This is a genomic window from Streptomyces sp. NPDC020884, assembly GCF_044333935.1.
Lineage (GTDB): Bacteria > Actinomycetota > Actinomycetes > Streptomycetales > Streptomycetaceae > Streptomyces.
The window spans coordinates 287677-308700 of record NZ_JBIRRY010000005.1 but is presented as its reverse complement, the minus strand read 5'-3'; the positions used below and the strand labels follow the sequence as shown (position 1 = coordinate 308700).

Annotated in this window: 14 protein-coding genes; 3 read left to right on the top strand and 11 right to left on the bottom strand. The window is 69.5% G+C overall.

The genetic code is table 11. The features are described 5' to 3' along the window. Positions 1–20 precede the first annotated feature (20 nt). The 5 genes from ACH4UK_RS18245 to ACH4UK_RS18225 form a co-directional block, all read right to left on the bottom strand. On the bottom strand, positions 21–989 hold the full coding sequence (locus ACH4UK_RS18245) for a hypothetical protein (RefSeq protein ID WP_398357417.1): 969 nt from the start codon (positions 987–989) through the stop codon (positions 21–23). Further along, the gene (gene sigM / locus ACH4UK_RS18240; protein WP_398357416.1) at positions 986–1702 is read right to left on the bottom strand and encodes an RNA polymerase sigma factor SigM; all 717 of its coding nucleotides are present in this window, start codon (positions 1700–1702) and stop codon (positions 986–988) included. Before sigM ends, ACH4UK_RS18245 begins: the two co-directional genes overlap by 4 nt. A gap of 163 nt (positions 1703–1865) precedes the next feature. Then, positions 1866–3596 (bottom strand): serine/threonine protein kinase, encoded by a 1731-nt coding sequence (locus ACH4UK_RS18235; RefSeq protein ID WP_398357414.1) that lies wholly within the window; start codon positions 3594–3596, stop codon positions 1866–1868. Between the two features lie 129 nt (positions 3597–3725). Next, entirely contained in the window at positions 3726–5885 is a 2160-nt protein-coding gene (gene murJ, locus ACH4UK_RS18230) for a murein biosynthesis integral membrane protein MurJ (protein ID WP_398357412.1), read from the bottom strand. Positions 5886–5935: 50 nt separating this feature from the next. Next, positions 5936–8230 carry a DUF6049 family protein gene (locus tag ACH4UK_RS18225; RefSeq protein ID WP_398357410.1) on the bottom strand — a complete coding sequence of 765 codons (2295 nt, stop codon included), beginning with the start codon at positions 8228–8230 and terminating at the stop codon, positions 5936–5938. Between the two features lie 182 nt (positions 8231–8412). Here ACH4UK_RS18225 and ACH4UK_RS18220 point away from each other — a divergent pair, with 182 nt between their 5' ends. After that, complete coding sequence (locus tag ACH4UK_RS18220) at positions 8413–9855, top strand: CCA tRNA nucleotidyltransferase (protein ID WP_398357408.1); 1443 nt, start codon at positions 8413–8415, stop codon at positions 9853–9855. Between the two features lie 98 nt (positions 9856–9953). Here ACH4UK_RS18220 and ACH4UK_RS18215 read toward each other — a convergent pair whose 3' ends face one another. The 3 genes from ACH4UK_RS18215 to ACH4UK_RS18205 all read right to left on the bottom strand — a co-directional run bounded on the left by ACH4UK_RS18215 (position 9954) and on the right by ACH4UK_RS18205 (position 13197). Further along, on the bottom strand, positions 9954–11222 hold the full coding sequence (locus ACH4UK_RS18215; protein WP_398357406.1) for an MFS transporter: 1269 nt from the start codon (positions 11220–11222) through the stop codon (positions 9954–9956). 125 nt (positions 11223–11347) lie between these two features. Continuing rightward, positions 11348–12430 carry an inositol-3-phosphate synthase gene (locus ACH4UK_RS18210; RefSeq protein ID WP_398357405.1) on the bottom strand — a complete coding sequence of 361 codons (1083 nt, stop codon included), beginning with the start codon at positions 12428–12430 and terminating at the stop codon, positions 11348–11350. Between the two features lie 59 nt (positions 12431–12489). Beyond that, positions 12490–13197 carry a PadR family transcriptional regulator gene (locus ACH4UK_RS18205; RefSeq protein WP_398357404.1) on the bottom strand — a complete coding sequence of 236 codons (708 nt, stop codon included), beginning with the start codon at positions 13195–13197 and terminating at the stop codon, positions 12490–12492. Positions 13198–13597: 400 nt separating this feature from the next. Between ACH4UK_RS18205 and ACH4UK_RS18200 the strand changes: the two genes are divergently transcribed. Both ACH4UK_RS18200 and ACH4UK_RS18195 read left to right on the top strand, forming a co-directional pair. Beyond that, positions 13598–16363, top strand: coding sequence for a transglycosylase domain-containing protein (locus tag ACH4UK_RS18200; RefSeq protein WP_398357402.1), 2766 nt, complete (start codon positions 13598–13600; stop codon positions 16361–16363). 173 nt (positions 16364–16536) lie between these two features. Further along, positions 16537–18051 carry a glycosyltransferase family 87 protein gene (locus ACH4UK_RS18195; RefSeq protein WP_398357400.1) on the top strand — a complete coding sequence of 505 codons (1515 nt, stop codon included), beginning with the start codon at positions 16537–16539 and terminating at the stop codon, positions 18049–18051. Between the two features lie 42 nt (positions 18052–18093). On the opposite strand, the gene ACH4UK_RS18190 is transcribed toward ACH4UK_RS18195, so the two are convergent. The 3 genes from ACH4UK_RS18190 to ACH4UK_RS18180 all read right to left on the bottom strand — a co-directional run bounded on the left by ACH4UK_RS18190 (position 18094) and on the right by ACH4UK_RS18180 (position 20804). Beyond that, entirely contained in the window at positions 18094–19125 is a 1032-nt protein-coding gene (locus ACH4UK_RS18190) for an alanine racemase (RefSeq protein ID WP_398357398.1), read from the bottom strand. A gap of 76 nt (positions 19126–19201) precedes the next feature. Next, positions 19202–20320, bottom strand: a complete 1119-nt coding sequence (locus ACH4UK_RS18185) for a peptidoglycan bridge formation glycyltransferase FemA/FemB family protein (RefSeq protein ID WP_097955441.1) — start codon at positions 20318–20320, stop codon at positions 19202–19204. 172 nt (positions 20321–20492) lie between these two features. Beyond that, positions 20493–20804 carry a hypothetical protein gene (locus ACH4UK_RS18180; RefSeq protein WP_398357397.1) on the bottom strand — a complete coding sequence of 104 codons (312 nt, stop codon included), beginning with the start codon at positions 20802–20804 and terminating at the stop codon, positions 20493–20495. Between the last annotated feature and the right edge of the window lie 220 nt (positions 20805–21024).

Below are 21024 nucleotides of genomic sequence, written 5' to 3'. Positions count from 1 at the left end.
CGCGGCGGGCGCGGACGGTTTCAGGGGCGGCTGTAGGCGCGGGTGAGCAGCAGCTGGCCGGTGGACTCCGGGGCGGCGTCCACGCAGGAGGCGGCCACGAGGTAGGCCTGTACGCGTGAGGGGTCGTTCCGGTGCGGAAGGACGACGAGGTAGGTGTCCGTCCCCCGGTAGGTCCCCTCGTCGATGGCGAGGGCCGGTGTGGTGCGGCCGGTGGCCATCTGGACGCAGGGGGGCACGACGACGACCGGGGCCTTGAAGGGGGTCTGGGACCCCTCGGCCTCCGGATTGACGGCCTCGCCCGTCGACTTGGTGTCCGCGTCCGGCGGCACCTTTTTGGCACCGGGGCTTTCCTGGCCCGCCTTCTCGCCGAGGAGGTCCTGCACCTGGCCTTCGAGCGTGCCGTCGGCGTAGGCGTGGGCGCCGCTGTCCGCGGCGCTGACTCCGCTGTCGGACGCTGGCTTGGAGGCGTCGCCGGACGGGGCCATGGACTGAAGGAAGAAGACGCTCATCCCGATGACCGCGGCGCCGAACGCCGTGCCGAGGACCACGGCGCGCCGGCGGCGGCGGGCGGGACGGCGGCCCGGTCCGGTGGCGGCGGATCCCCGGCCCGCGGGGCGGGCCGGAGAGGTGGCGCCGGTGCTCATGGAAGCGGGCCCGGTCGTCGCGTTGTGACGCGTCGTACCGTCGTCGGTCGTTGTTTCACGTGAAACAACGACCCGCTCGTCCCCGGCGGGGGTCGTGGGGCGGGCCTCCGCCGCGAGAGCCGCGTCGATGCGGGCGGCGATGTCCGCAGGCATCGGCTCGGGGTCGGGCATCGTTCCGAGCAGCCCGCGGATCTCTTCCAGGGAGTCCTGTACCTCCGAGCAGAGCTCGCACCCCGCGATGTGCCGTCGGACTTCCGCCGTACGGGGAGGGGAGAGCAGTCCCTCGGTGAGATCGGAGATCTCGGAGACCTCCGGGTGCTGAGCCGTGTCGGCCGTGGATGTCACGGGCGCCCACCTCCTCCCTTCGTCGCGGCAGGATCGCTTGCTCCTGCGTCTCTGTGTCCTGACGCAGGTGGGACGGATGGTCCGGGCGTCCGGTTCCTTCCGGAGGCGTCGTTGTCCCCATCGGGGGTCCGGCCCCCGGTTTCCGCGCGCAGATGGCGGACCAGGGGGGCCAGTCTCGCCCGGCCCCGGGCGCATCGGCTCTTCACGGTGCCGGTCGGCACCTCCAGGATGCTGGCCGCCTCCGCGACGGGATACCCCTGCATGTCGACGAGGACCAGGGCTGCCCGCTGCTCGGCGGGCAGTGTGGCCAGGGCTTCCTGGAGCTGGCGGTGGAGATCCTGCCGCACAGCGGGGGCCTCGGCCGATTCGTGCGGCTCCAGGAGCTGATCGAGCCGTTCGGCGTCGTCCACCGGGGATGTCTTGCGGGAGGCGGCCTTGCGGATCCGGTCGAGGCAGGCGTTGACGGTGATCCGGTGCAGCCAGGTGGTGACGGCGGACTGACCGCGGAAGGTGTGGGCGGCGCGGAAGGCGGAGACCAGGGCGTCCTGGACGGCGTCGGCCGCTTCCTCCCTGTCCCTCAGGGTGCGCAGCGCCACGGCCCAGAGCCGGTCGCGGTGGCGGCGTACGAGTTCACCGAAGGCGTCGGGGTCGCCCGCTACATGCTGGGCGAGCAGGTCCGAGTCGCTCGGTGCCTCTGGTGGAACGGAATCCACCCTGCTCCCCCTCCGAACCGGATCCGATGTCACATGTGAGCCGCGCCCGTCGAAGCGGTGCGACGGGGAGAAGCCTGCCGTCATGGGTGTGACGGCCGCAACCCTTGTCGTCGCAGGCGCTCGGTGGGGCGGATGGTCCGCCCCACAGTATCGGGCCCGTGGATCAGCCGAGGACGGAGATGTCGGTGATGCCGCCCCGGTAGCCGCCCGTTCCGTCCGACGGGAGTTCCGTGATGTGGATCAGGACGTAGCGGGTGCGGACGGGCTTGTCGAGCTTCTCCTCGAGCGTCGATCCCGCGACCGTGCGCTTGACGATCGACTGGCCGAAGTCGGCGGTCGTGGACGGGGACGAGGCGTCCGGATCCGCGGCGAGCACGGTCGTCGTCTGCCCGCTCCGGTACATGGACACGTCGATGCCGGAGACGTCCCGCACCTTGCCCAGGTCGACGATGATTCCGCTGCCCTGCTTGCGCTGGGGGAGGTTGCCGAAGTTGGCGAAGCTCTCGTACCGCGGGGTGACCCAGGACGTCGCCGGGCTGCCGTCGATGGAGTTCGCCACGTCCCGCTGCTTTATCCCGGATCCGTCGGGCATGAACTCCGTGGCCCCCGCGATGTCCAGAGGTTCGGCGGAGGGCGCGGGCTTGTCGTCCTTGTTCTTGTCGTCCTCGTTCGGCTCGGTGATGCCGCTGTCGTCGGAGCCCTTGGTCCGGTCGAGCAACGCCTCCGCGAGCTGCCAGCTGCCGAGTCCCAGTGCGGCGATGAGGAGCGCCGAGACGGTCCACTTGAGCATGCGGCCCGCACGGCTCTGCAAGGGGGCCGGAGGGGCCGGCATCACGGGCTGGGTGACGGCGGACGGGTGGGAGGACGGGCGCCCGTACGTGCCCTGCTGATAGGTCGTGCGCTGGTACGCCGGCGGCGCCGTGTACGTGGGCTCCGGCGGGAGGATGCGCGGCATGGCCGCGACGGCCCTCGCCAGCTCGTCCGGGGTGGTGCAGGGCGGTTCCTGCCGGGAGGCGGTGGCCCCGTCGTTGGCGAGCGCCCGCATGGCGAGCTCGGAGAGGCCGCGGTGGACGCCGGCGCGGACCTGGTCCGGGGCGATGAGCCCCAGCCCCTTGGGCAGGCCGGCGAGCCCGTGGGCGTCGTCCCCGTACGGCCAGCGGTGGGTCAGTGCGGCGTACAGGAGGGCGCCGATGGCCTCGGTGTCCGTACGGAGGGGACGCTCGGCGGTGATACCGCGCAGGGCGGCGTTCACGGCGAGGCCCCGGATGCGGTACTGCCCGGTGGAGCTGCGCAGGACCGCGCCGGGGGTGAGCCGCAAGTGGGCCAGACCTTCGCGGTGGGCGGCGGCCATCGCCTGGGAGACCTGGCTGACGAGCTGGTAGGCGTCGTGGGCCTCCATCGGCCCGGTGGCCAGCAGAGCGGTGAGCTCGGTGGCGTCCGGCAGCCATTCGTGGACCACGTAGACGAGGTCGTTCTCCTCGACGGCGTCCAGGACCTGGACGAAGCGAGGGTCGCCGAGCAGGGCCGAGGAGCGGGCGGCGGCCAGTACCGAGCGGGCCCGCGGATGGTTCGCGGGCAGCAGGTGGACGCCCACCGCCCGGCGGAGCTTCTCGTCGACCGCGCGCCAACTGCTGAAGCCGTCCAAACGGGTGACGCACTCCTCCAGGCGGTAGCGCCCGGCGAGTTTGTGACCGCTGTGCAGATCGGGTGAGGCCGGAACAGCCTCGGAGCGCCCCCGACCACCGTCCGCGCTCTCGGTGTCCTTGGGGCTCGCGCCCTTGCTGTCCTCGGCTTGCGCCGTCCCGTCGGTCGTGGCCTCGTCCGCCTTGGCGGTCAGCGGCTCGTCGCCGCCGTTGTCGGCCACGTCGACGGCAGCCGTGCTACGTTCCGCCACCGTCGTTCCTGCCTCCCCATCCGTTGCGCGATGCCAGCCAGCTCTGCACAGTCACGCCAATTGTGCCCACACTATGGCGCTATGCACGACACGCGGAGTGCGGCGATGGTTGTGCGGTCGGGCGCTCATTCAGCGTCCGAGCCGTCCACGGACCATGCCGACCAGGCCGTTGACCTCTTCGATGCGCATCTTCTTCGCCGCGACGAAGAAGATGCCCAGGAGGAGCACACCACCGCAGGTCAGCGCGGCCAGTGAGCCGAGAGCGCCGCTGCCGACAAACTCCAGGATCCCGAAGCCGACGGCGCCGCCGACCAGGGCGGCGGGCACCGCGGCCATGCAGAGGCGGGCGTAGGTCCGCACGATGTGCGCGCCGTCCAGGTCGCCGCCCAGCCGGTTGCGCAGCCGGCGCCAGGCGACGCCGACTCCGACCGCGTAGGCGAGTCCGTAGGCGAAGGCCATGCCGACGACCGCCCAGCGGGCGGGCAGGATGACGTAACAGAGCGCGGAGGCCGCGGCATTCACGGCGGCCACGATGACGGTGTTGTAGAAGGGGGTGCGGGTGTCCTCGTAGGCGTAGAACCCGCGGAGCACCACGTACTGCACGGAGTACGGAATCAGGCCCAGCGCGAAGGCCATGAGGATGAAGCCCATGGAGCGGGCGGCCTCGGCGCCGCTGGAGGCGTACAGCAGGGTGCACATCGGCAGGCCCAGCGCGAGGAAGGTGAAGGCCACGGGCACGATCGCGACGGCCGAGTTGCGCAGCCCCTGCGAGATGTCGTCGCGGACCGCACCGGGGTCGTTGTCGTGGGCGGCCCGGGAGATGCGGGGCAGCAGCGCGGCCATGACCGAGACGGTGATGATGGCCTGCGGCATGCCCCAGATCAGCTGGGCGTTGGAGTAGGCCAGGAACCCGGTGCCGTCCTTGCCGGCGAGCTTGCCCGCCGAGGTGGCGAGCTGGGTGACGACCAGGACGCCCGCCTGGTTGGCCAGGACGAACAGCACGGTCCACTTGGCGAGCTTGACGGTCTTGCCGAGCCCGTGGCCCTTCCAGTCGAACCGGGGGCGGAAGCGGAAGCCCGTCTCGCGCAGGTAGGGAATCATCGCCAGGGACTGGACGACGAGGCCGAGCAGGGTGCCGATGCCGAGCAGCCGGATGCCCTCCGGCGGGATGGTGTCGACGCCCATCCGCGATTCGGCGGAGGTTCCGTAGACCCAGATGAACAGCCCGAACGTGATGATCATGACGATGTTGTTGAGGACCGGGGTCCACATCATCGCGCCGAACTTGCCGCGGGCGTTGAGGATCTGACCCATCACCACGTGCACACCCATGAAGAAGATGGTGGGCAGGCAGTACCGGGCGAAGGTGACGGCCACGCTGTTGGCGGCCACGTCGTCGGCGATCGTGCTGGACATCAGCTGGATCAGCACCGGTGCGACCAGGACCGCGGCGGCGACGATCAGGCCGAGCGCGACCATCACCAGGGTCAGGAGCCGGTTGGCGAAGGCCTCGCCGCCGTCTTCGTCGTCCTTCATGGCGCGCACGAGCTGAGGGACGAAGACCGAGTTCAGGCCGCCGCCGACGGTGAGGATGTAGATCATCGTCGGCAGGGTGTACGCGATGGTGAAGCTGTCGCCGAGCAGTGCGGCGCCGAGTGCGGCGGTGATCACCAGGGACCGGACGAAGCCGGTGAGCCGGGAGACGAGCGTGCCGGCCGCCATGACCGCGCTGGACTTGAGGAGTCCGGAGACCTTGCCGCCGCCCTTGGCGGTCGCCGGCGCGGGAGCCGGTTCGGGCTGTGGCGGTACCGGAGGCTTCCCCGATCCTTCCTGGTCCCGGAAGAGGTGGGCGAAGGCGTCCGGCTCCTGCCGGTCGTCCGACGCCCGGGTGACGAGGTCGTCGACGCCGACGAACTGGGTGGTCGCCGGGCGGTCCCCGTACGGCAGGTGCCGGGAGGGCCCCGCCGGCTCGGGGGGCGGGGTCTGGGCCCAGATGCGCGGGTCCGGGGCGTACGGAGCGGCGGGCGGCTGCTGGTAGAGCGGCTGGGGCTCCTGGTAGGTGCCGGGCGGCGGTGGCGGGTGCGCGGCGCGGTCGTAGAGCGCCTCGTCCACCGGGTCCTGGGCGGCCAGGTCCTGCGCCCGGTAGGGGTCGTCCTCGTAGGCGTGCTGGAGGTACGGGTCCGGCGGCACGGAGCCGTCCTGGCCCGCGCCCGGAGGAACCGGAGGCCCGCCCGGAGACGCTGCTCCGCCCGCGCCCTGCCCACGGTCACCGTCGTACGGCGCGTTCATCGAAACCCCTACCTCATCGTCCCCGGCCGACCGGCCACGACAGACATCGCTCAACGGTCCACTTTCTCACCCGTTCCCGACGGGGCCCCGCTTTCCGGACCGGTGTCCGGAGTCGGGTCACTCGGCTGCTCGGGTCCGTTGCCGTTGCCGTCCGCCGTGTCGCTTGCCGCGGCGCGCTTGCGGTGGGTGTACATCCTGACGCCTGCCAGGACCAGCAGCAGCAGTCCGCCGGCGATCACGAGCAGCACGGTGGGCGTCACCTCGGAGACCTTCACGGTGAAGGTCATCTCGTCGCCGTACGGGGTGCCGTCCTCGGTGAACAGCCGGGCGGTCACCTGGGCCCGCCCGTTGGCGCTGGTCGCCGTGTCGAACTTCACCGACTGGCTGTGCCCGCCCGCGATGCTGACCGGCAGTTCGGCCCTGGTGCCGTCGTCGTTGAACTTGAGCCGGATGTTGTCCGAGGTCAGCCGGAGAACCAGCCGGTCGACGCCCTGCACCAGCTTGTTCTGCACGGTGACCGGGATCGTCGCGCTGCGCCCGGAGAGGGTGACGTCGGACTTCTCGATGAGCTGCACCTCGGTGGTGAGGCTCCGCAGGTAGTCGCGGACCGCGTCCCGGTACTGCTGCGCCTCCAGGGACTTTCCGCGCCAGGACGTCGACATCGAGCGGTTGACGGCGTTGCCGAAGGGCGTCACCACCCGCTCGGGCTGCGTCAGGATCGTCTCGAAGCTGTCGAGCGAGCCCTGGGTGGTCCGGATGTCCTGGAAGGCCTGTGTGGGCAGTTCCTGGGCGCGGAGCTTCTTCGGGTAGGCGGAGGCCCGGGGGACCCTGGAGGTGGCCCCCGGGTCCGGCTTCACCTCGGCGGCGGCGACGAGGTCGAGGGGCTGCGTCCAGCGGTTGTCCGCCAGGCCTTCCAGGGCGCGGGCCATCGTCTGTGCCTGGGCGGCGGTGGGCATCCGCGGCGGAGCCACGACGATGCTCCGCTCGTTGTCCGGCGCCTGTTCGGTCAGCGCGAGGGTCTGGGCGAGGAACTTCTGGACCGCGAGGGTGGAGGCGCCCGCCCTCGACATGTCGCCGTTGAACAGGGTCGAGAGCCGCGCGTCCGCGACGACCGCGGTGGTTCCCCCACCGATCGGCCGCGCCGCGGTCGGCGTGTAGGGAAGCTCCGTCGTCTCCCGGAAGCTGTCGCTGCGGGCGATGACGTTGTGGGCGCCCGCCGAGGTCGCCACGTCGACGATGGAGGGGTCCACCGCGCCGTTCACGGGCCAGGCGAAGTCGGTGGACGGTTTCACGTGGAGGATCGTCTCCACCGTGGTGGCGGCCACCGTGGAGGCGTTCTGCAGATGGCTGAGCGTTCCGGAGACGGTCTTGCCACGGTGCGCGATGGAGGCCAGGTCGGGGTCGGCGAACGGCAGCGCGATCACCTTGCCGTCCTCCACCACCTTCTCCAGAGCGGTGAGCCACTGCTTGGCGACGGCCTGGTTCTTGCCGGGGACGGTCGTGTCACCCGACTTGACCTCGTACCTCCCGGCCATCGCCGCGACGCTCGCCAGGAGGTCCGGGTCGACGACCCAGGTGACGGGGAGCCGACTGCCCAGGGACACCAGCTGCTCCAGACGGCCGCCGGGGGCCAGCTCCTTGGCCAGATCGTCGTCGGTGAACACGGGTGTCTGCTGTTCGTCCGAGCGGGTCTCCGCCGTGACGTGGGGAGACGCGATCAGCGGCCAGAGGAAGGTCAGCTTCGTCCTGCTGTCGCTCGCTTCGGGCTGCCAGGGCAGGAACGAGCGCTCGATGCCCAGCACCTGCTCGTAAGGGGCGGTCGTCGTCCGGCCGGAGACCGAGACGCCGAGCTGGTAGACGCCCGGGTCGTTCAGGCCCAGCTTGTCGACGGGCACGGTGAGCGTGAAGTCCTGGCTGATCCCTCTGCTGAGCTTGGGGAACTTCACCGTGTACTTGTCCCCGACGGTGACCGGGTCGGCGCCCGGGACGTATCCGGAGCGCTTGGCGGCATCGTCGACTTCGCCCCGGCCGGAGAGCCGGGGGCCGACCCGCAGATCGACCTCGGCGCTGCTGATCGTCTCCTTGCCCTTGTTGGTGAGCGTTCCGGAGACGACCAGGGTGTCGTCCTCCGCGGGAACGGTCGGGGAGAGCGTGTTCAGGGACACATCGACCGTACGGGAGCCCGTGGGGGCTTTGGAGGGCTCGGCGGCCGGGGCGGCACCGGCGGTCGGAACGGCCAGGAGACCGGCCAGCAGCGGCGCTCCGAGCACCGCTGAGGCTGTGCGCCGCAGCCACCGGCGGGCAGGAGAGGGATACGTCCCCTGGAAGTCTGCCGCCTCGGCCACGCGTCTACCCGTCCCTCGTCGTCGTCAGATGCTGTCGATCGTTGTCGGTCCTGCGTCCACGCATGGTAACGAGGTGCGGCGGGCCGAAGTGCTGGGGTCCATCGCACATGATCGCGGGGATGGCGCAGGGTCCCTGTAAACGATGACGCCGCGGCCGGTCCGTGCACGTACCCTTTTCTGTTGTGCCGAACGCCAACGAAGAGAACGCCAGTGCACTGAGCCAGGTGCAGCACCGCGCGGTGAGTGAGCTGCTGCGGGTGTCCCCCGTCGCCGACGACCTCGCCCGTCGATTCCAGGAGGCCGGATTCGGTCTCGCGCTGGTCGGCGGATCGGTCCGGGACGCACTGCTGGGCAGGCTCGGGAACGACCTGGACTTCACCACCGATGCCCGGCCCGAGGACGTGCTGAAGATCATCCGCCCGTGGGCGGACTCGGTGTGGGAGGTCGGGATCGCCTTCGGCACCGTCGGCTCCCAGAAGGACGGCTATCAGATCGAGGTCACGACCTACCGGTCGGAGGCGTACGACCGGACCTCGCGCAAGCCGGAGGTCTCCTACGGCGACTCCATCGAGGACGACCTCGTGCGACGCGACTTCACGGTCAACGCGATGGCCGTGGCCCTGCCGCAGAAGGAGTTCGTCGATCCCTACGGAGGCCTGAAGGATCTCGCCGAGCGGGTGCTGCGCACCCCGGGCACGCCTGAGGCGTCCTTCTCCGACGACCCGCTGCGCATGCTGCGTGCGGCCCGTTTCGCCGCGCAGCTCGACTTCGAGGTCGCCCCCGACGTGGTCACCGCCATGACGGAGATGGCCGCGCGGATCGACATCGTCTCCGCCGAGCGGGTTCGCGACGAACTCAACAAGCTGCTGCTGTCCCAGCATCCGCGCAAGGGTCTGGGACTTCTGGTCGACACGGGGCTCGCCGATCACGTGCTGCCCGAGCTGCCCGCGCTGCGCCTGGAGAGTGACGAGCATCACCGTCACAAGGACGTCTACGAGCACTCGCTGACCGTCCTGGAGCAGGCGATCGGTCTGGAGGAGAACGGTCCCGACCTCGTACTGCGTCTGGCCGCGCTGCTCCATGACATCGGCAAGCCGAGAACCCGACGCTTCGAGAAGGACGGCAGGGTCTCCTTCCATCACCACGAGGTGGTGGGCGCGAAGATGACGAAGAAGCGCATGACGGAGCTCAAGTACTCCAACGAGCTGGTCAAGGACGTGTCGAAACTGGTGGAGCTGCATCTGCGCTTCCACGGGTACGGCGACGGCGAATGGACCGACTCCGCGGTGCGCCGGTACGTGCGCGACGCCGGGCCGCTGCTGGAGCGCCTCCACAAGCTGACCCGGTCGGACTGCACCACGCGGAACAAGCGCAAGGCGAACGCGCTTTCTCGCACCTACGACGGGCTGGAGGAGCGCATCGCCCTGCTGCAGGAGCAGGAAGAGCTCGACTCGATCCGCCCCGATCTCGACGGCAATGAGATCATGCGGGTCCTCGAGGTCGGCCCGGGGCCGGTGATCGGCAAGGCGTACGGGTTCCTGCTGGAGCAGCGCCTGGAACACGGGCCCATGGAGCGGGACGCCGCGGTGGCGGCGCTCAAGACGTGGTGGGCGCAGCAGGGCTGAGCCCGGCGGGCGACGTTTCACGTGAAACATCGCCCGCCCGATGTGCCGAGGGGCGTTGTTTCACGTGAAACAACGCCCCTCGGTAGATCCGTGACCCGCTACTGCTGGGAGCCGGCGCGCCGCCAGCGGAACATCGTCACCGCGACCGCCGCGTACAGCGCGGACACGACTGCCACGACCGTGACCGATCTGCCGTCCGGCGGGAGCATCAGGGCCGCCACCCCTGCGGCGCTCACGAACGCGACGTTGAAGAGCACGTCGTAGAGCGAGAAGACCCGGCCGCGGAAGGAGTCGTCGACCGAGGTCTGCACGACCGTGTCGGTCGCGATCTTCGCCCCCTGTGTCACGACGCCGAGCACGAACGCGGCGATCAGCATCGGGACGAGCGTGAAGGAGAGTCCCAGGGCGGGCACCAGGACCGCCGCCACCCCGGCGCAGCCCACGATCCATCCATACCGGCCGAGCTGCCCCACCGCCCACGGGGTGAGGAGGGCGGCGACGAAGAATCCCGCACCGGACACCGCGACCGCCAGACCGAGCAGGGCCAGCCCGTCGGACTCGGTGTCCGACCAGGCGTAGCGGCACAGCATGAGCACCATCACGGTGAGTGCCCCGTAACAGAAGCGGATCACGGTCATGGCGGCCAGTGCCCTGGCCGCGTGCCTCCGCTGTGCCAGATGACGCAGCCCGGCGACGAGCCCGCGTGCGGTGACGGCCAGAGCGGCCCGCAGGCGCAGGGGGCTCCCATCGGTGTCCGGTCCCAACAGAGTGCGGGGCAGGCTCAGGGACGCCAGCGCGGACAGCAGGTAGAGCATCGACCCCAGCAGCACGACCGCCGCGTCGGACTCGTCGGCCACCAGCCGGACGGCGAAGGCGAGACCGCCTCCCGCGGTCGCCGCCAGGGTGCCGGCGGTCGGGGAGAGGGCGTTGGCGACGACGAGGCGATCGGCGTCGACCACCCGGGGCAGAGCGGCGGACAGGCCGGCCAGCACGAATCGGTTGACGGCGGTGACGCAGAGGGCCGAGGCGTAGAAGAGCCAGTCGGGGACCGAGGCGAGGATCAGCAGAGCCGTGCAGCAGGCCAGGGCGGCCCGCAGGAGGTTTCCGTAGAGGAAGACCTGGCGTCGGGGCCAGCGGTCCAGCAACACGCCCGCGAAGGGCCCGATGAGGGAGTAGGGGAGGAGGAGCACGGCCATCGCGGAGGCGATGGCGGCCGCCGACGTCTGCTTCTCCGGGGAGAAGACGACGTATGCGGCGAGGGCGACCTGATAGACGCCGTCGGCGGACTGGGACAGGAGCCGCACGGTGAGCAGGCGGCGGAAGTTCCGTAGACCCAGCAGGGTGCGCAGATCACGCGCGACAGACATGTGAGCAAGCGTCACACAGGTCGGGGGTCCACGGGCGGATTGCCCGGGGACCCCCGACATGCGGCAGGAAGCGGTGAGCGTCTTGGCTCAGAGCTCAGGTGAGGCTGTCAGCCGAGAAGGCCGGTTCAGCTCTCGGTGTCGCCGTTGATGAACTTCTCGACGTTCTCGCGCGCCTCGTCGTCGAAGTACTGCACCGGCGGGCTCTTCATGAAGTAGCTCGAAGCCGAGAGGATCGGGCCACCGATGCCGCGGTCCTTGGCGATCTTCGCCGCACGGACGGCGTCGATGATGACACCGGCCGAGTTCGGGGAGTCCCACACCTCGAGCTTGTACTCCAGGTTCAGCGGGACGTCGCCGAACGCACGGCCCTCGAGGCGCACGTACGCCCACTTGCGGTCGTCCAGCCAGGCCACGTAGTCCGAGGGGCCGATGTGGACGTTGTCCGCGCCGAGCTCACGGTCGCGGATCTGCGAGGTGACGGCCTGCGTCTTGGAGATCTTCTTGGACTCCAGGCGCTCGCGCTCGAGCATGTTCTTGAAGTCCATGTTGCCGCCGACGTTCAGCTGCATCGTGCGGTCGAGAACGACACCGCGGTCCTCGAAGAGCTTCGCCATCACGCGGTGCGTGATGGTGGCGCCCACCTGGGACTTGATGTCGTCGCCGACGATCGGGACACCGGCCTCGGTGAACTTGTCCGCCCACTCCTTGGTGCCGGCGATGAAGACCGGGAGAGCGTTGACGAACGCGACCTTGGCGTCGATGGCGCACTGCGCGTAGAACTTCGCAGCGACCTCGGAGCCGACGGGCAGGTAGCAGACGAGAACGTCGACCTGCTTGTCCTTGAGGGTCTGGACGATGTCGACGGGGGCGTCCGCGGACTCCTCGATCGTCTCGCGGTAGTACTTGCCGAGACCGTCGTGGGTGTGGCCGCGCTGGACGGTCACGCCCGTGTTCGGCACGTCCGCGATCTTGATGGTGTTGTTCTCGCTGGCGCCGATGGCGTCCGCGAGGTCGAGGCCGACCTTCTTCGCGTCGACGTCGAAGGCGGCGACGAACTCGACGTCGCTGACGTGGTACTCGCCGAACTGGACGTGCATCAGGCCGGGCACCTTGCCGGCCGGATCGGCGTCCTTGTAGTACTCGACGCCCTGCACCAGCGAGGCGGCGCAGTTGCCCACGCCTACGATGGCTACGCGAACCGAACCCATTCCGGTTGCTCCCTGTGTAATCGGTGTTTCCGATGAAGTCGTCGCGGAGTGCGATGACTTCACTTGGCGGTGTCGTCGGACGGATCCGGCGGGGTGTTGTCCCGGTGCCGGGGCAGGCCGCCCGTCTCTCCAGGTGTGTCCTGCTGAGCAGAGCCCTCGGGCGAGGATCGTCGCTGATCCCGTCCCGACCGCTCGCTCTCGATGAGCTCGTTCAGCCAGCGCACTTCGCGCTCCACGGATTCCATGCCGTGCCGCTGCAGCTCAAGTGTGTAGTCGTCGAGTCGTTCACGGGTGCGGGCGAGAGAGGCGCTCATCTTCTCCAGGCGCTCCTCCAGCCGGCTGCGCCGGCCTTCGAGCACACGCATCCGCACATCGCGTTCGGTCTGGCCGAAGAAGGCGAAGCGTGCTGCGAAGTGCTCGTCCTCCCAGGCGTCCGGACCGGTGTGCGACAGCAGCTCCTCGAAGTGCTCCTTACCTTCTGCGGTCAGCCGGTAGACGATCTTTGCCCGGCGTCCCGTCAGTGAGGAGGAAGAGGTGGCCGCGCGTCCGGTGACCGGAGCGGTGTCCGCCGGGACACCGGCGGGCTCCTCGATCAACCAGCCGCTGGCGACCAGCGTCTTGAGGCAGGGGTAGAGCGTTCCGTAGCTGAACGCACGGAAGATCCCCAGCGAAGTGTTGAGGCGTTTGCGCAGCTCATAGCCGTGCATCGGCGATTCGCGGAGCAGGCCGAGAACGGCGAACTCGAGGATGCCGGAGCGTCGGCTCACTGCTGCCTCCTCCTTCTCCCGCTGCTTCCGTCGGCACGGTCCACCGGATCCTCCGGCGTACTTATGCCGAGCTGATGTATCGACTCGATACATCAGCACGATAGATCGGTCCGTCCTGTTCGACAAGGGTGACCTTCGTGAACGGCGTCACATCAGCAATTCCCAGGGTTCGACTTGCGTCGTTTGGGGTGAAGTTCGGCCCTAGGAGGGTTTTGACCGTGCGTAGTCTGTGCGGCATGCAGACCACCGGGAACCGCGAGGCGCGTTCGTGCGTCAGTCATCGCGGACTGCCGGATGTACTGCGGATGAGCCTTCCGCAGTGGCTTGTCCGTAATTCGGGGGGACCGGATCTCAACTGCCGCTTCCAGGCGCTCTCGCCTGCCCGAGGAGTAGTCGTTCCATGAGCGAGCACCGTCGCAAAACGCCTCAGCCACAAGGTGGCGGGCGTGCCGCGGCCAGACGAGCCGCCCAGCAGTCGACCGGACGCCGAGCAGTCCCGTCACGCAGAGCCACTTCGGCATCACCTTCCGAATCGTCGTCCGAGTCGTACGGCGAGGAGCGTCAGTACGGCAGTCGCGCCGAGGCCCGCCGTGCGGCCCAGCGTGGAGGCCGGCGCCGTGGCGCCGACGCCGGGGACCACGGCGCGGGCGGCGGCGGTGGTGGTGGCGGCCGACGGCGCGGTGGCGGCGGTTCCGAGGGGCCGGGAGGCCGTGGGAACGGCCGCGGCGGCCCCGGCAAGAAGCGCTTTATCGACTATCCGCGCTACGGCAGATACGGGGTCCGCCGCTGGCTGCCCTCGTGGAAGCTGGTGTCGGGGCTCTGTCTGGGGTTCCTCGGGCTGCTGATGGGCGTGGGGGGCATCTCCTACGCCTTGGTGAGCACGCCCAAGGTCAATGAGACGGCCGAGGCCCAGAACAACGTCTACTACTGGGCCGACGGCAGCCAGATGGTCGCGACCGGTGGTGCGGTGAACCGCCAGATCCTGAAGTACGAGCAGATCCCGGTGGAGATGCGCAACGCCGTGATCTCGGCGGAGAACAAGAGCTTCGAGTCGGACAGCGGCATCGACCCGATGGGCATCGGCCGTGCGCTGTTCAACATGGCCACGGGCGGTGAGACCCAGGGCGGCTCGACCATCACCCAGCAGTACGTGAAGAACTCCATGCTCACCCAGGACCAGACGATCAAGCGGAAGTTCCAGGAACTCTTCATCACGCTCAAGGTCGCCGGTGAGGAGGAGAAGGAAGACGTGATGGCGGGCTACCTCAACGTCTCGTACTACGGACGTGGGGCCTCGGGGCTGCAGGCTGCGGCTCGCACCTACTACAACAAGGACGCCAGCAAACTGGACGCGAGCGAGTGCGCCTTCCTGGCCACCCTGCTCAAGGGCGCGAGCTACTACGACCCCGCCGGCGCTCCCGACATCGACAAGGCCAACGCGACCAAAGAGAAGAACACCGCGCGGGCCAAGGCGCGTTGGGAGTGGATCCTTGACGAGCAGGTCAAGGACAAGCGGATGACGGCGCAGGAGCGCGCCAAGTACAAGAAGTTCCCCATGCCGCGGCCGCCGATGAAGGACGCCAAGCTGGGCGGCCAGACCGGCTATCTCGTGGAGCTCGCCAAGAAGTACTTCCTGGCCAACAACGACCGCAACATCGACGCCAAGCAGCTCGAACTGGGCGGTTTCGAGATCCACACCACTTTCCAGAAGAAGAGGGTGGAGGAGCTCCAAGCAGCGGTGGACAAGGTCTACAAGGCCAAGATCCGGCCCAAGGATCGTCCCAAGACGGACACGCACGTCGAGTTCGGCGGGGCGTCCGTGGATGCGAAGACCGGCGCCATCATCGCCACGTACGGCGGCCAGAACGCCACCACGCACTTCACGAACAACGCCGACGCCACCGGCGCCCAGGTCGGTTCGACGTTCAAGCCGTTCGTGCTGGCCGCGGCCATGCAGTACGGCGTGCGCGACCCGTCCCTCGGCAAGGAGCAGAGCAACTCCGAGCGCACGCAGGTCTCGCCGGAGAGCATCTACAACGGTGACGACGGCCTGCGGATCAGGGACTACACGGGCAAGATCTGGCTGAACGAGAACGACGAGGAGTGGCGTCAGACCAACGACGGCAACTACGACTACGGCGAGATCGAGCTGCGGAAGGCCATGGAGCAGTCGGCCAACTCGCCGTTCGTGCAGCTCGGCATGGACGTGGGGACGGACAAGGTCAGGGACGTCGCCGTCGCCTCCGGTCTGAAGAACGACGATTTCATGGCGGACGCGACCGTTCCCTCGTTCTCCATCGGCACCTCTTCGCCCAGCGCCATCCGCATGGCGGGCTCCTACGCCACCTTCGCCACGAGCGGCCAGCAGAACGACACGTACTCGGTGACCGAGGTGAAGCAGGAGGGCGTGGTCGTCTTCCAGCACAAGAAGAAGCCCAAGCGCGCCTTCAGCCCGGTCATCGCCGACAACGTCACGGACGTGCTGAAGAACGTCGTGGAGAACGGGACGGGCAAGCCCGCCCGGCTGGAGGGCCGTGAGGCCGCGGGCAAGACCGGTACGACGGACGGCAACCGGTCCGCCTGGTTCGTCGGGTACACCCCTCAGGTCTCGACCGCCATCAGCATGTTCCGGCTCGACGACGACGAGACGAACACCAAGCGCGAGTTCGAGAAGATGTTCGGCACCGGTGGCGAGGAGAAGATCCACGGAAACTCGTTCCCGGCCTCCATCTGGCACGACTACATGACCGGGGCGATGAAGGGCAAGAAGGCCATCGCCTTCCCGGAGCCGCGGGACCTGGGCGATGTCGTGTGGGGTGGTGGCGCGGTCAGCCCCAGCCCCACACCCAGCCCCACGCCTTCGGCGACGCCCTCCGAGGAGACGTCTCCGACCCCGTCCCCGTCGCAGACCACTCCGTCGCCGAGTCCGACGCCGAGCGGTACCTGCGGCATCTTCGACCCGAACTGCCAGGAGGCCGACGGCGGGGCGAACGCCGGAGCCGACGGTGGAGGCCAGAACGGCGGAGCCGACGGCGGGGCCGACAACGGCGGAGCCGACGGTGGGGGCGACACCACCGGGACGACCGACGGCAGTGACAACGGCGGGGCCCAGGGAGCCAACGGCAACCCAGGTGGAACAGGATCGATCTGGGGCAATTCCGGATAGCCGGAAAGCAGGCCGGGACCCGCAGGGGCCGGCTCAGCGCAGTGGCGAGGGCCGCCGTACCCATCCCGGTACGGCGGCCCTCGCCGCGTCCGGGGCGGCGGGCCGAGGCGTCCCGGCACTCCTCCCGTGTCCCCCGGGCGGTCCTTGCCCCGGGCACAGCCCCGTACGGCAGGATGTGCGGCATGCCAAGCTCCAGCGCAGAAGACACGAGCGTGCACCAGGAACGGCCCGTCGTGCGGCCCACCGATCAGGACGAGGTCGCGGCGGCCGGCAGTGAGCTGTTCGGTGGCCGGATCGGACGCTGGGCGCGGCTCGGCGACGGTCCGCTCACGCCCGTGCGCGTCGTCGCGCTGGTGATGATCGGGATGTTCGCCCTCGGCATGGTGCAGAAGATCCCCTGCTACGAATGGGCCTGGTTCCGCGGGGCCACCTCGCAGTACACGCACGCCTGCTACTCCGACATTCCGCATCTCTTTCTGGGGCGCGGCTTCGCCGACGGCATGGTGCCGTACTTCGACCGGCTCAGCGGCGATATGCAGTACCTGGAGTACCCCGTGCTGACCGGGGTGTTCATGCAGGTGGCGGCCTGGCTGACGCTGACGCCGGACAGCGACCCCATCCAGCAGCGCGAGCAGATGTACTGGATGGTCAACGCGGGCATGCTGATGATCTGCGCGGTGGTCGTCGCGGTGTGCACCGTCCGCACGCACCGCCGCCGCCCCTGGGACGGTCTCCTGGTCGCGCTGGCGCCCGCGTTCGTCCTCACCGCGACGATCAACTGGGACCTCCTGGCCGTCGCCCTGACGGCCGCGGCGATGCTCATGTGGTCCCGGGGCCGGGTGCTCGCGTTCGGCATCCTCATCGGCCTGGCCACGGCCGCGAAGCTCTATCCCGTCCTGCTGCTCGGTCCGCTCCTGGTGCTCTGCTGGCGGGCGGGCAGGCTGCGTGAGTTCGGTAGGGCCCTCTTCGGCGCGGGGGCGGCCTGGCTGGTGGTGAACCTGCCGGTGATGCTCCTCGCCCCCGAGGGATGGCGGAAGTTCTACACCTTCAGCCAGGAGAGGCCCATCGACTTCGGCTCGTTCTGGCTGATCATCACCCAGCGGACCGGCAGGCCCATCGACGTGGAGACGGTCAACACCGCCTCGGTCGTCCTGATGGTGGTGTTCTGCGCGGGCATCGCCGGCCTGGCGCTGTCCGCGGCCCGCAGGCCGCGCTTCGCCCAGCTGGCGTTCCTGGTGGTGGCCGCGTTCATCCTGACGAACAAGGTCTACTCGCCGCAGTACGTGCTCTGGCTCATCCCGCTGGCCGTCCTGGCCCGGCCGCGCTGGCGCGACTTCCTCATCTGGCAGGCCTGCGAGGTCATGTACTTCCTCGGGATCTGGTTCTACCTCGCCTACACCAGCGGTGGGGACAAGCACCAGGGGCTGCCGCAGGAGGGCTACCAGGTCGCCATCGCCCTGCACCTGCTGGGCACGCTGTACCTGTGCGTCCTGATCGTCCGGGACATCCTGCTGCCGGAGAGGGATCCGGTGCGCGGGGACGGGTCGGACGACCCGTCGGGCGGGGTGCTCGACGGGGCTCCGGACGCGTTCGTGCTGGCGCCCGAGGCCCGGCGGGCCGGGCACACGGCTCCGACGGTCGCCGGACCCCAGGTGGAGTGGGGCGCGGCGGCCACCCGGGACAGCTGACCCGGGTCTCCGGCGCGGCCGTTCAGGGCCGCGCCCGGCGGCTCAGCGGTCGACGAGCCGGTCGAACTGTGTGGTCGTGTGGCGCAGATGGGCGACCAGCTCGTCACCGACGCGCGGCTCCTGGGCGTCCGAGGGCACGAAGAGGATCGACACCTGCATGTGCGGCGGCTCGGCGAACCAGCGCTGCTTGCCCGCCCAGACGAACGGCGACAGGTTGCGGTTGACCGTGGCCAGGCCCGCGCGGGCGACGCCCTTGGCCCGCGGCATCACGCCGTGCAGCGCTTTCGGCGCCTCCAGGCCGACCCCGTGGGACGTACCGCCGGCGACGACGACCAGCCAGCCGTCCGACGCGGCCTTCTGCTGGCGGTAGCCGAACCGGTCGCCCTTGACGACCGGTGTGACGTCCAGGACGGCCCCCCGGTACTCGGTGGCCTCGTGGTCGCCGAGCCAGAGCCGGGTGCCGATACGGGCGCGGAAGCGGGTCTGCGGGAACTGCTGCTGCAGCCGGGCCAGCTCCTCCGCGCGCAGATGGCTGACGAACATGGTGTGCAGCGGCAGCCGGGCCGCGCGCAGCCGGTCCATCCAACCGATGACCTCCTCGACGGCATCGGAGCCGTCGGTGCGGTCCAGCGGCAGGTGCAGGGCGAAGCCTTCGAGCCGTACGTCCTCGATCGCCGCGTGCAGTTGCCCGAGCTCCTCCTCCCTGACGCCGTGGCGCTTCATCGAGCTCATGCACTCGATGACGACGCGGGCGCCCACCAGGGCGTGCACCCCGTCGACGGAGGAGACGGACCGGATGACGCGGTCCGGCAGTGGTACGGGCTCCTCACCCCGCCGGAACGGGGTCAGGACCAGCAGGTCGCCGCTGAACCAGTCCTTGATCCGGGCCGCCTCGTAGGTCGTCCCGACGGCGAGGGTGTCGGATCCGAAGCGGATCGTCTCGTCGGCGAGGCGCTCGTGGCCGAAGCCGTAGCCGTTGCCCTTGCAGACGGGTACGAGACCGGGGAACTGGTCGATCACGGACTTCTGGTGCGCCCGCCAGCGCGCGGTGTCGACGTAGAGGGAGAGCGCCATGGCCGGCCCGGAACCTTTCTGGTGGCTGCGGTGAATCAGGAACGAACGGGGTGTGCGAGATGTGCGGTGGAGCGGGTCAGCGGCGCGACATATAGATGTCGAGCGCCTTGTGGAGCAGCTTGTTGAGCGGGAAGTCCCACTCGCCGACGTACTCGACGGCCTCGCCCCCGGTGCCGACCTTGAACTGGATCAGACCGAAGAGGTGATCGGTCTCGTCCAGCGAGTCGCTGATCCCGCGGAGGTCGTAGACGGTCGCGCCCATGGCGTAGCTGTCGCGCAGCATGCGCCACTGCATCGCGTTGGACGGCCGGACCTCGCGCCCGATGTTGTCGGAGGCGCCGTAGGAGTACCAGACGTGTCCGCCGACGACGAGCATCGTGGCCGCGGAGAGGTTCACGCCGTTGTGCCGGGCGAAGTAGAGCCGCATCCGGTTGGGGTCCTCGGAGTTGAGGACGGTCCACATGCGCTGGAAGTACGAGAGCGGGCGCGGCCGGAAGTGGTCGCGCACGGCGGTGATCTCGTAGAGCCGCTGCCACTCGGCCAGGTCCTCGTAGCCGCCCTGGACGACCTCGACACCGGCCTTGTCGGCCTTCTTGATGTTGCGGCGCCACAGCTGGTTGAAGCCCTTGAGGACGTCCTCAAGGGAGCGGTTGGCCAGCGGCACCTGGAAGACGTAGCGGGGCTGGACGTCACCGAATCCGGCGCCGCCGTCCTCGGCCTGCTGCCAGCCCATCTTCCGCAGCCGGTCCGCGACCTCGAAGGCGCGCGGCTCGATGTGTGTGGCCTCGACGTCGCGCAGGCGCTTCACGTCCGGGTCCTGGATGCCGGACTTGATGGCGGCCGAGTCCCAGCGGCGGATGACCACCGGCGGGCCCATCTTTACGGAGAAGGCGCCCTGCTGCTTGAGGTGCGCGAGCATCGGTTGGAGCCAGTCGTCCAGGTTCGGTGCGTGCCAGTTGATGACCGGGCCCTCGGGGAGGTACGCCAGGTAGCGCTTGATCTTGGGCAGCTGGCGGTACAGGACCAGGCCGGCGCCGACGATCTCGCCGTTCTTGTCGAACCAGCCCAGGTTCTCCGAGCGCCATTCGGTCTTCACATCAGCCCACGCCGGGACCTGGCAGTGACTGGCCGAGGGCAGGCTCTGGATGTAGGCCAGATGCTGCTCTCGGCTGATGGTCCTCAGGGTCAGGCTCATGCGGGGCGCTCCTCGGCAGGTGTGTCCCCATCGGTCAGGGGCTCCGGCTCTCGCGCCGAAGCCTACTGTGACCGAGGGGCACCCGGCCTGGCCCCGGGGGGCGGGAACGCACGGCGGACCGGCACGGGCGCCTGGGCGCCCGCACTGGGCGGTGCTCCGGCCGAGGCCCCGGTCAGGTGATCACGCCGCCGAAGAGGCCGCCGTGGGCCATGCCGAGGTAGAAGCCGACCGCCGAGGCTCCGATCCCCATGACCAGGCCGAACCTCTCCCATGTGGTCTTCGAGATGTACTGGCCGTAGACACCGGTCAGAATCCCGACCAGCCCGGCCCAGGAGCTGATCAGGTGCAGATGGTGGAACATCGCCGTGACGAACGCGAGGACGCCGAGCACCCCGGTCACCACCATCAGGACGTCCTGGACGGGGTGCGGCCTGCCGTCCGTCGCGAAGAGCGAACCGGTGGCGGGGCGGATGGTCTGTGCCATGGAGTACCTCCTGGCCGGACGGGTGGGCGGCGTGTCCGGCGCCCCTCGCATCGCAGCCGCGGGTGTAGCGCCTCTCACACCGCCATCTGTATCGATTGTGCCCTCTGAGCTCCTGATTTCAACCGGAAGCCGGTCTACGGGTAGTCTGTACGGTCTGCACCGGTGTCTGCCCAGGCCAGCACGGCGAGCCTCTCCCCGAACCCCCTCCACGGGATCGTTC

What these genes read in the sequence shown, in the direction of transcription:
- ACH4UK_RS18190 (WP_398357398.1), bottom strand. Translation starts at nt 19,125, where the DNA reads ATGGCGCTCTCCCTCTACGTCGACACCGCGCGCTGGCGGGCGCACCAG.
- ACH4UK_RS18215 (WP_398357406.1), bottom strand. Translation starts at nt 11,222, where the DNA reads ATGTCTGTCGCGCGTGATCTGCGCACCCTGCTGGGTCTACGGAACTTC.
- murJ (WP_398357412.1), bottom strand. Translation starts at nt 5,885, where the DNA reads ATGAACGCGCCGTACGACGGTGACCGTGGGCAGGGCGCGGGCGGAGCA.
- ACH4UK_RS18180 (WP_398357397.1), bottom strand. Translation starts at nt 20,804, where the DNA reads ATGGCACAGACCATCCGCCCCGCCACCGGTTCGCTCTTCGCGACGGAC.
- ACH4UK_RS18200 (WP_398357402.1), top strand. Translation starts at nt 13,598, where the DNA reads ATGAGCGAGCACCGTCGCAAAACGCCTCAGCCACAAGGTGGCGGGCGT.
- ACH4UK_RS18185 (WP_097955441.1), bottom strand. Translation starts at nt 20,320, where the DNA reads ATGAGCCTGACCCTGAGGACCATCAGCCGAGAGCAGCATCTGGCCTAC.
- ACH4UK_RS18210 (WP_398357405.1), bottom strand. Translation starts at nt 12,430, where the DNA reads ATGGGTTCGGTTCGCGTAGCCATCGTAGGCGTGGGCAACTGCGCCGCC.
- ACH4UK_RS18195 (WP_398357400.1), top strand. Translation starts at nt 16,537, where the DNA reads ATGTGCGGCATGCCAAGCTCCAGCGCAGAAGACACGAGCGTGCACCAG.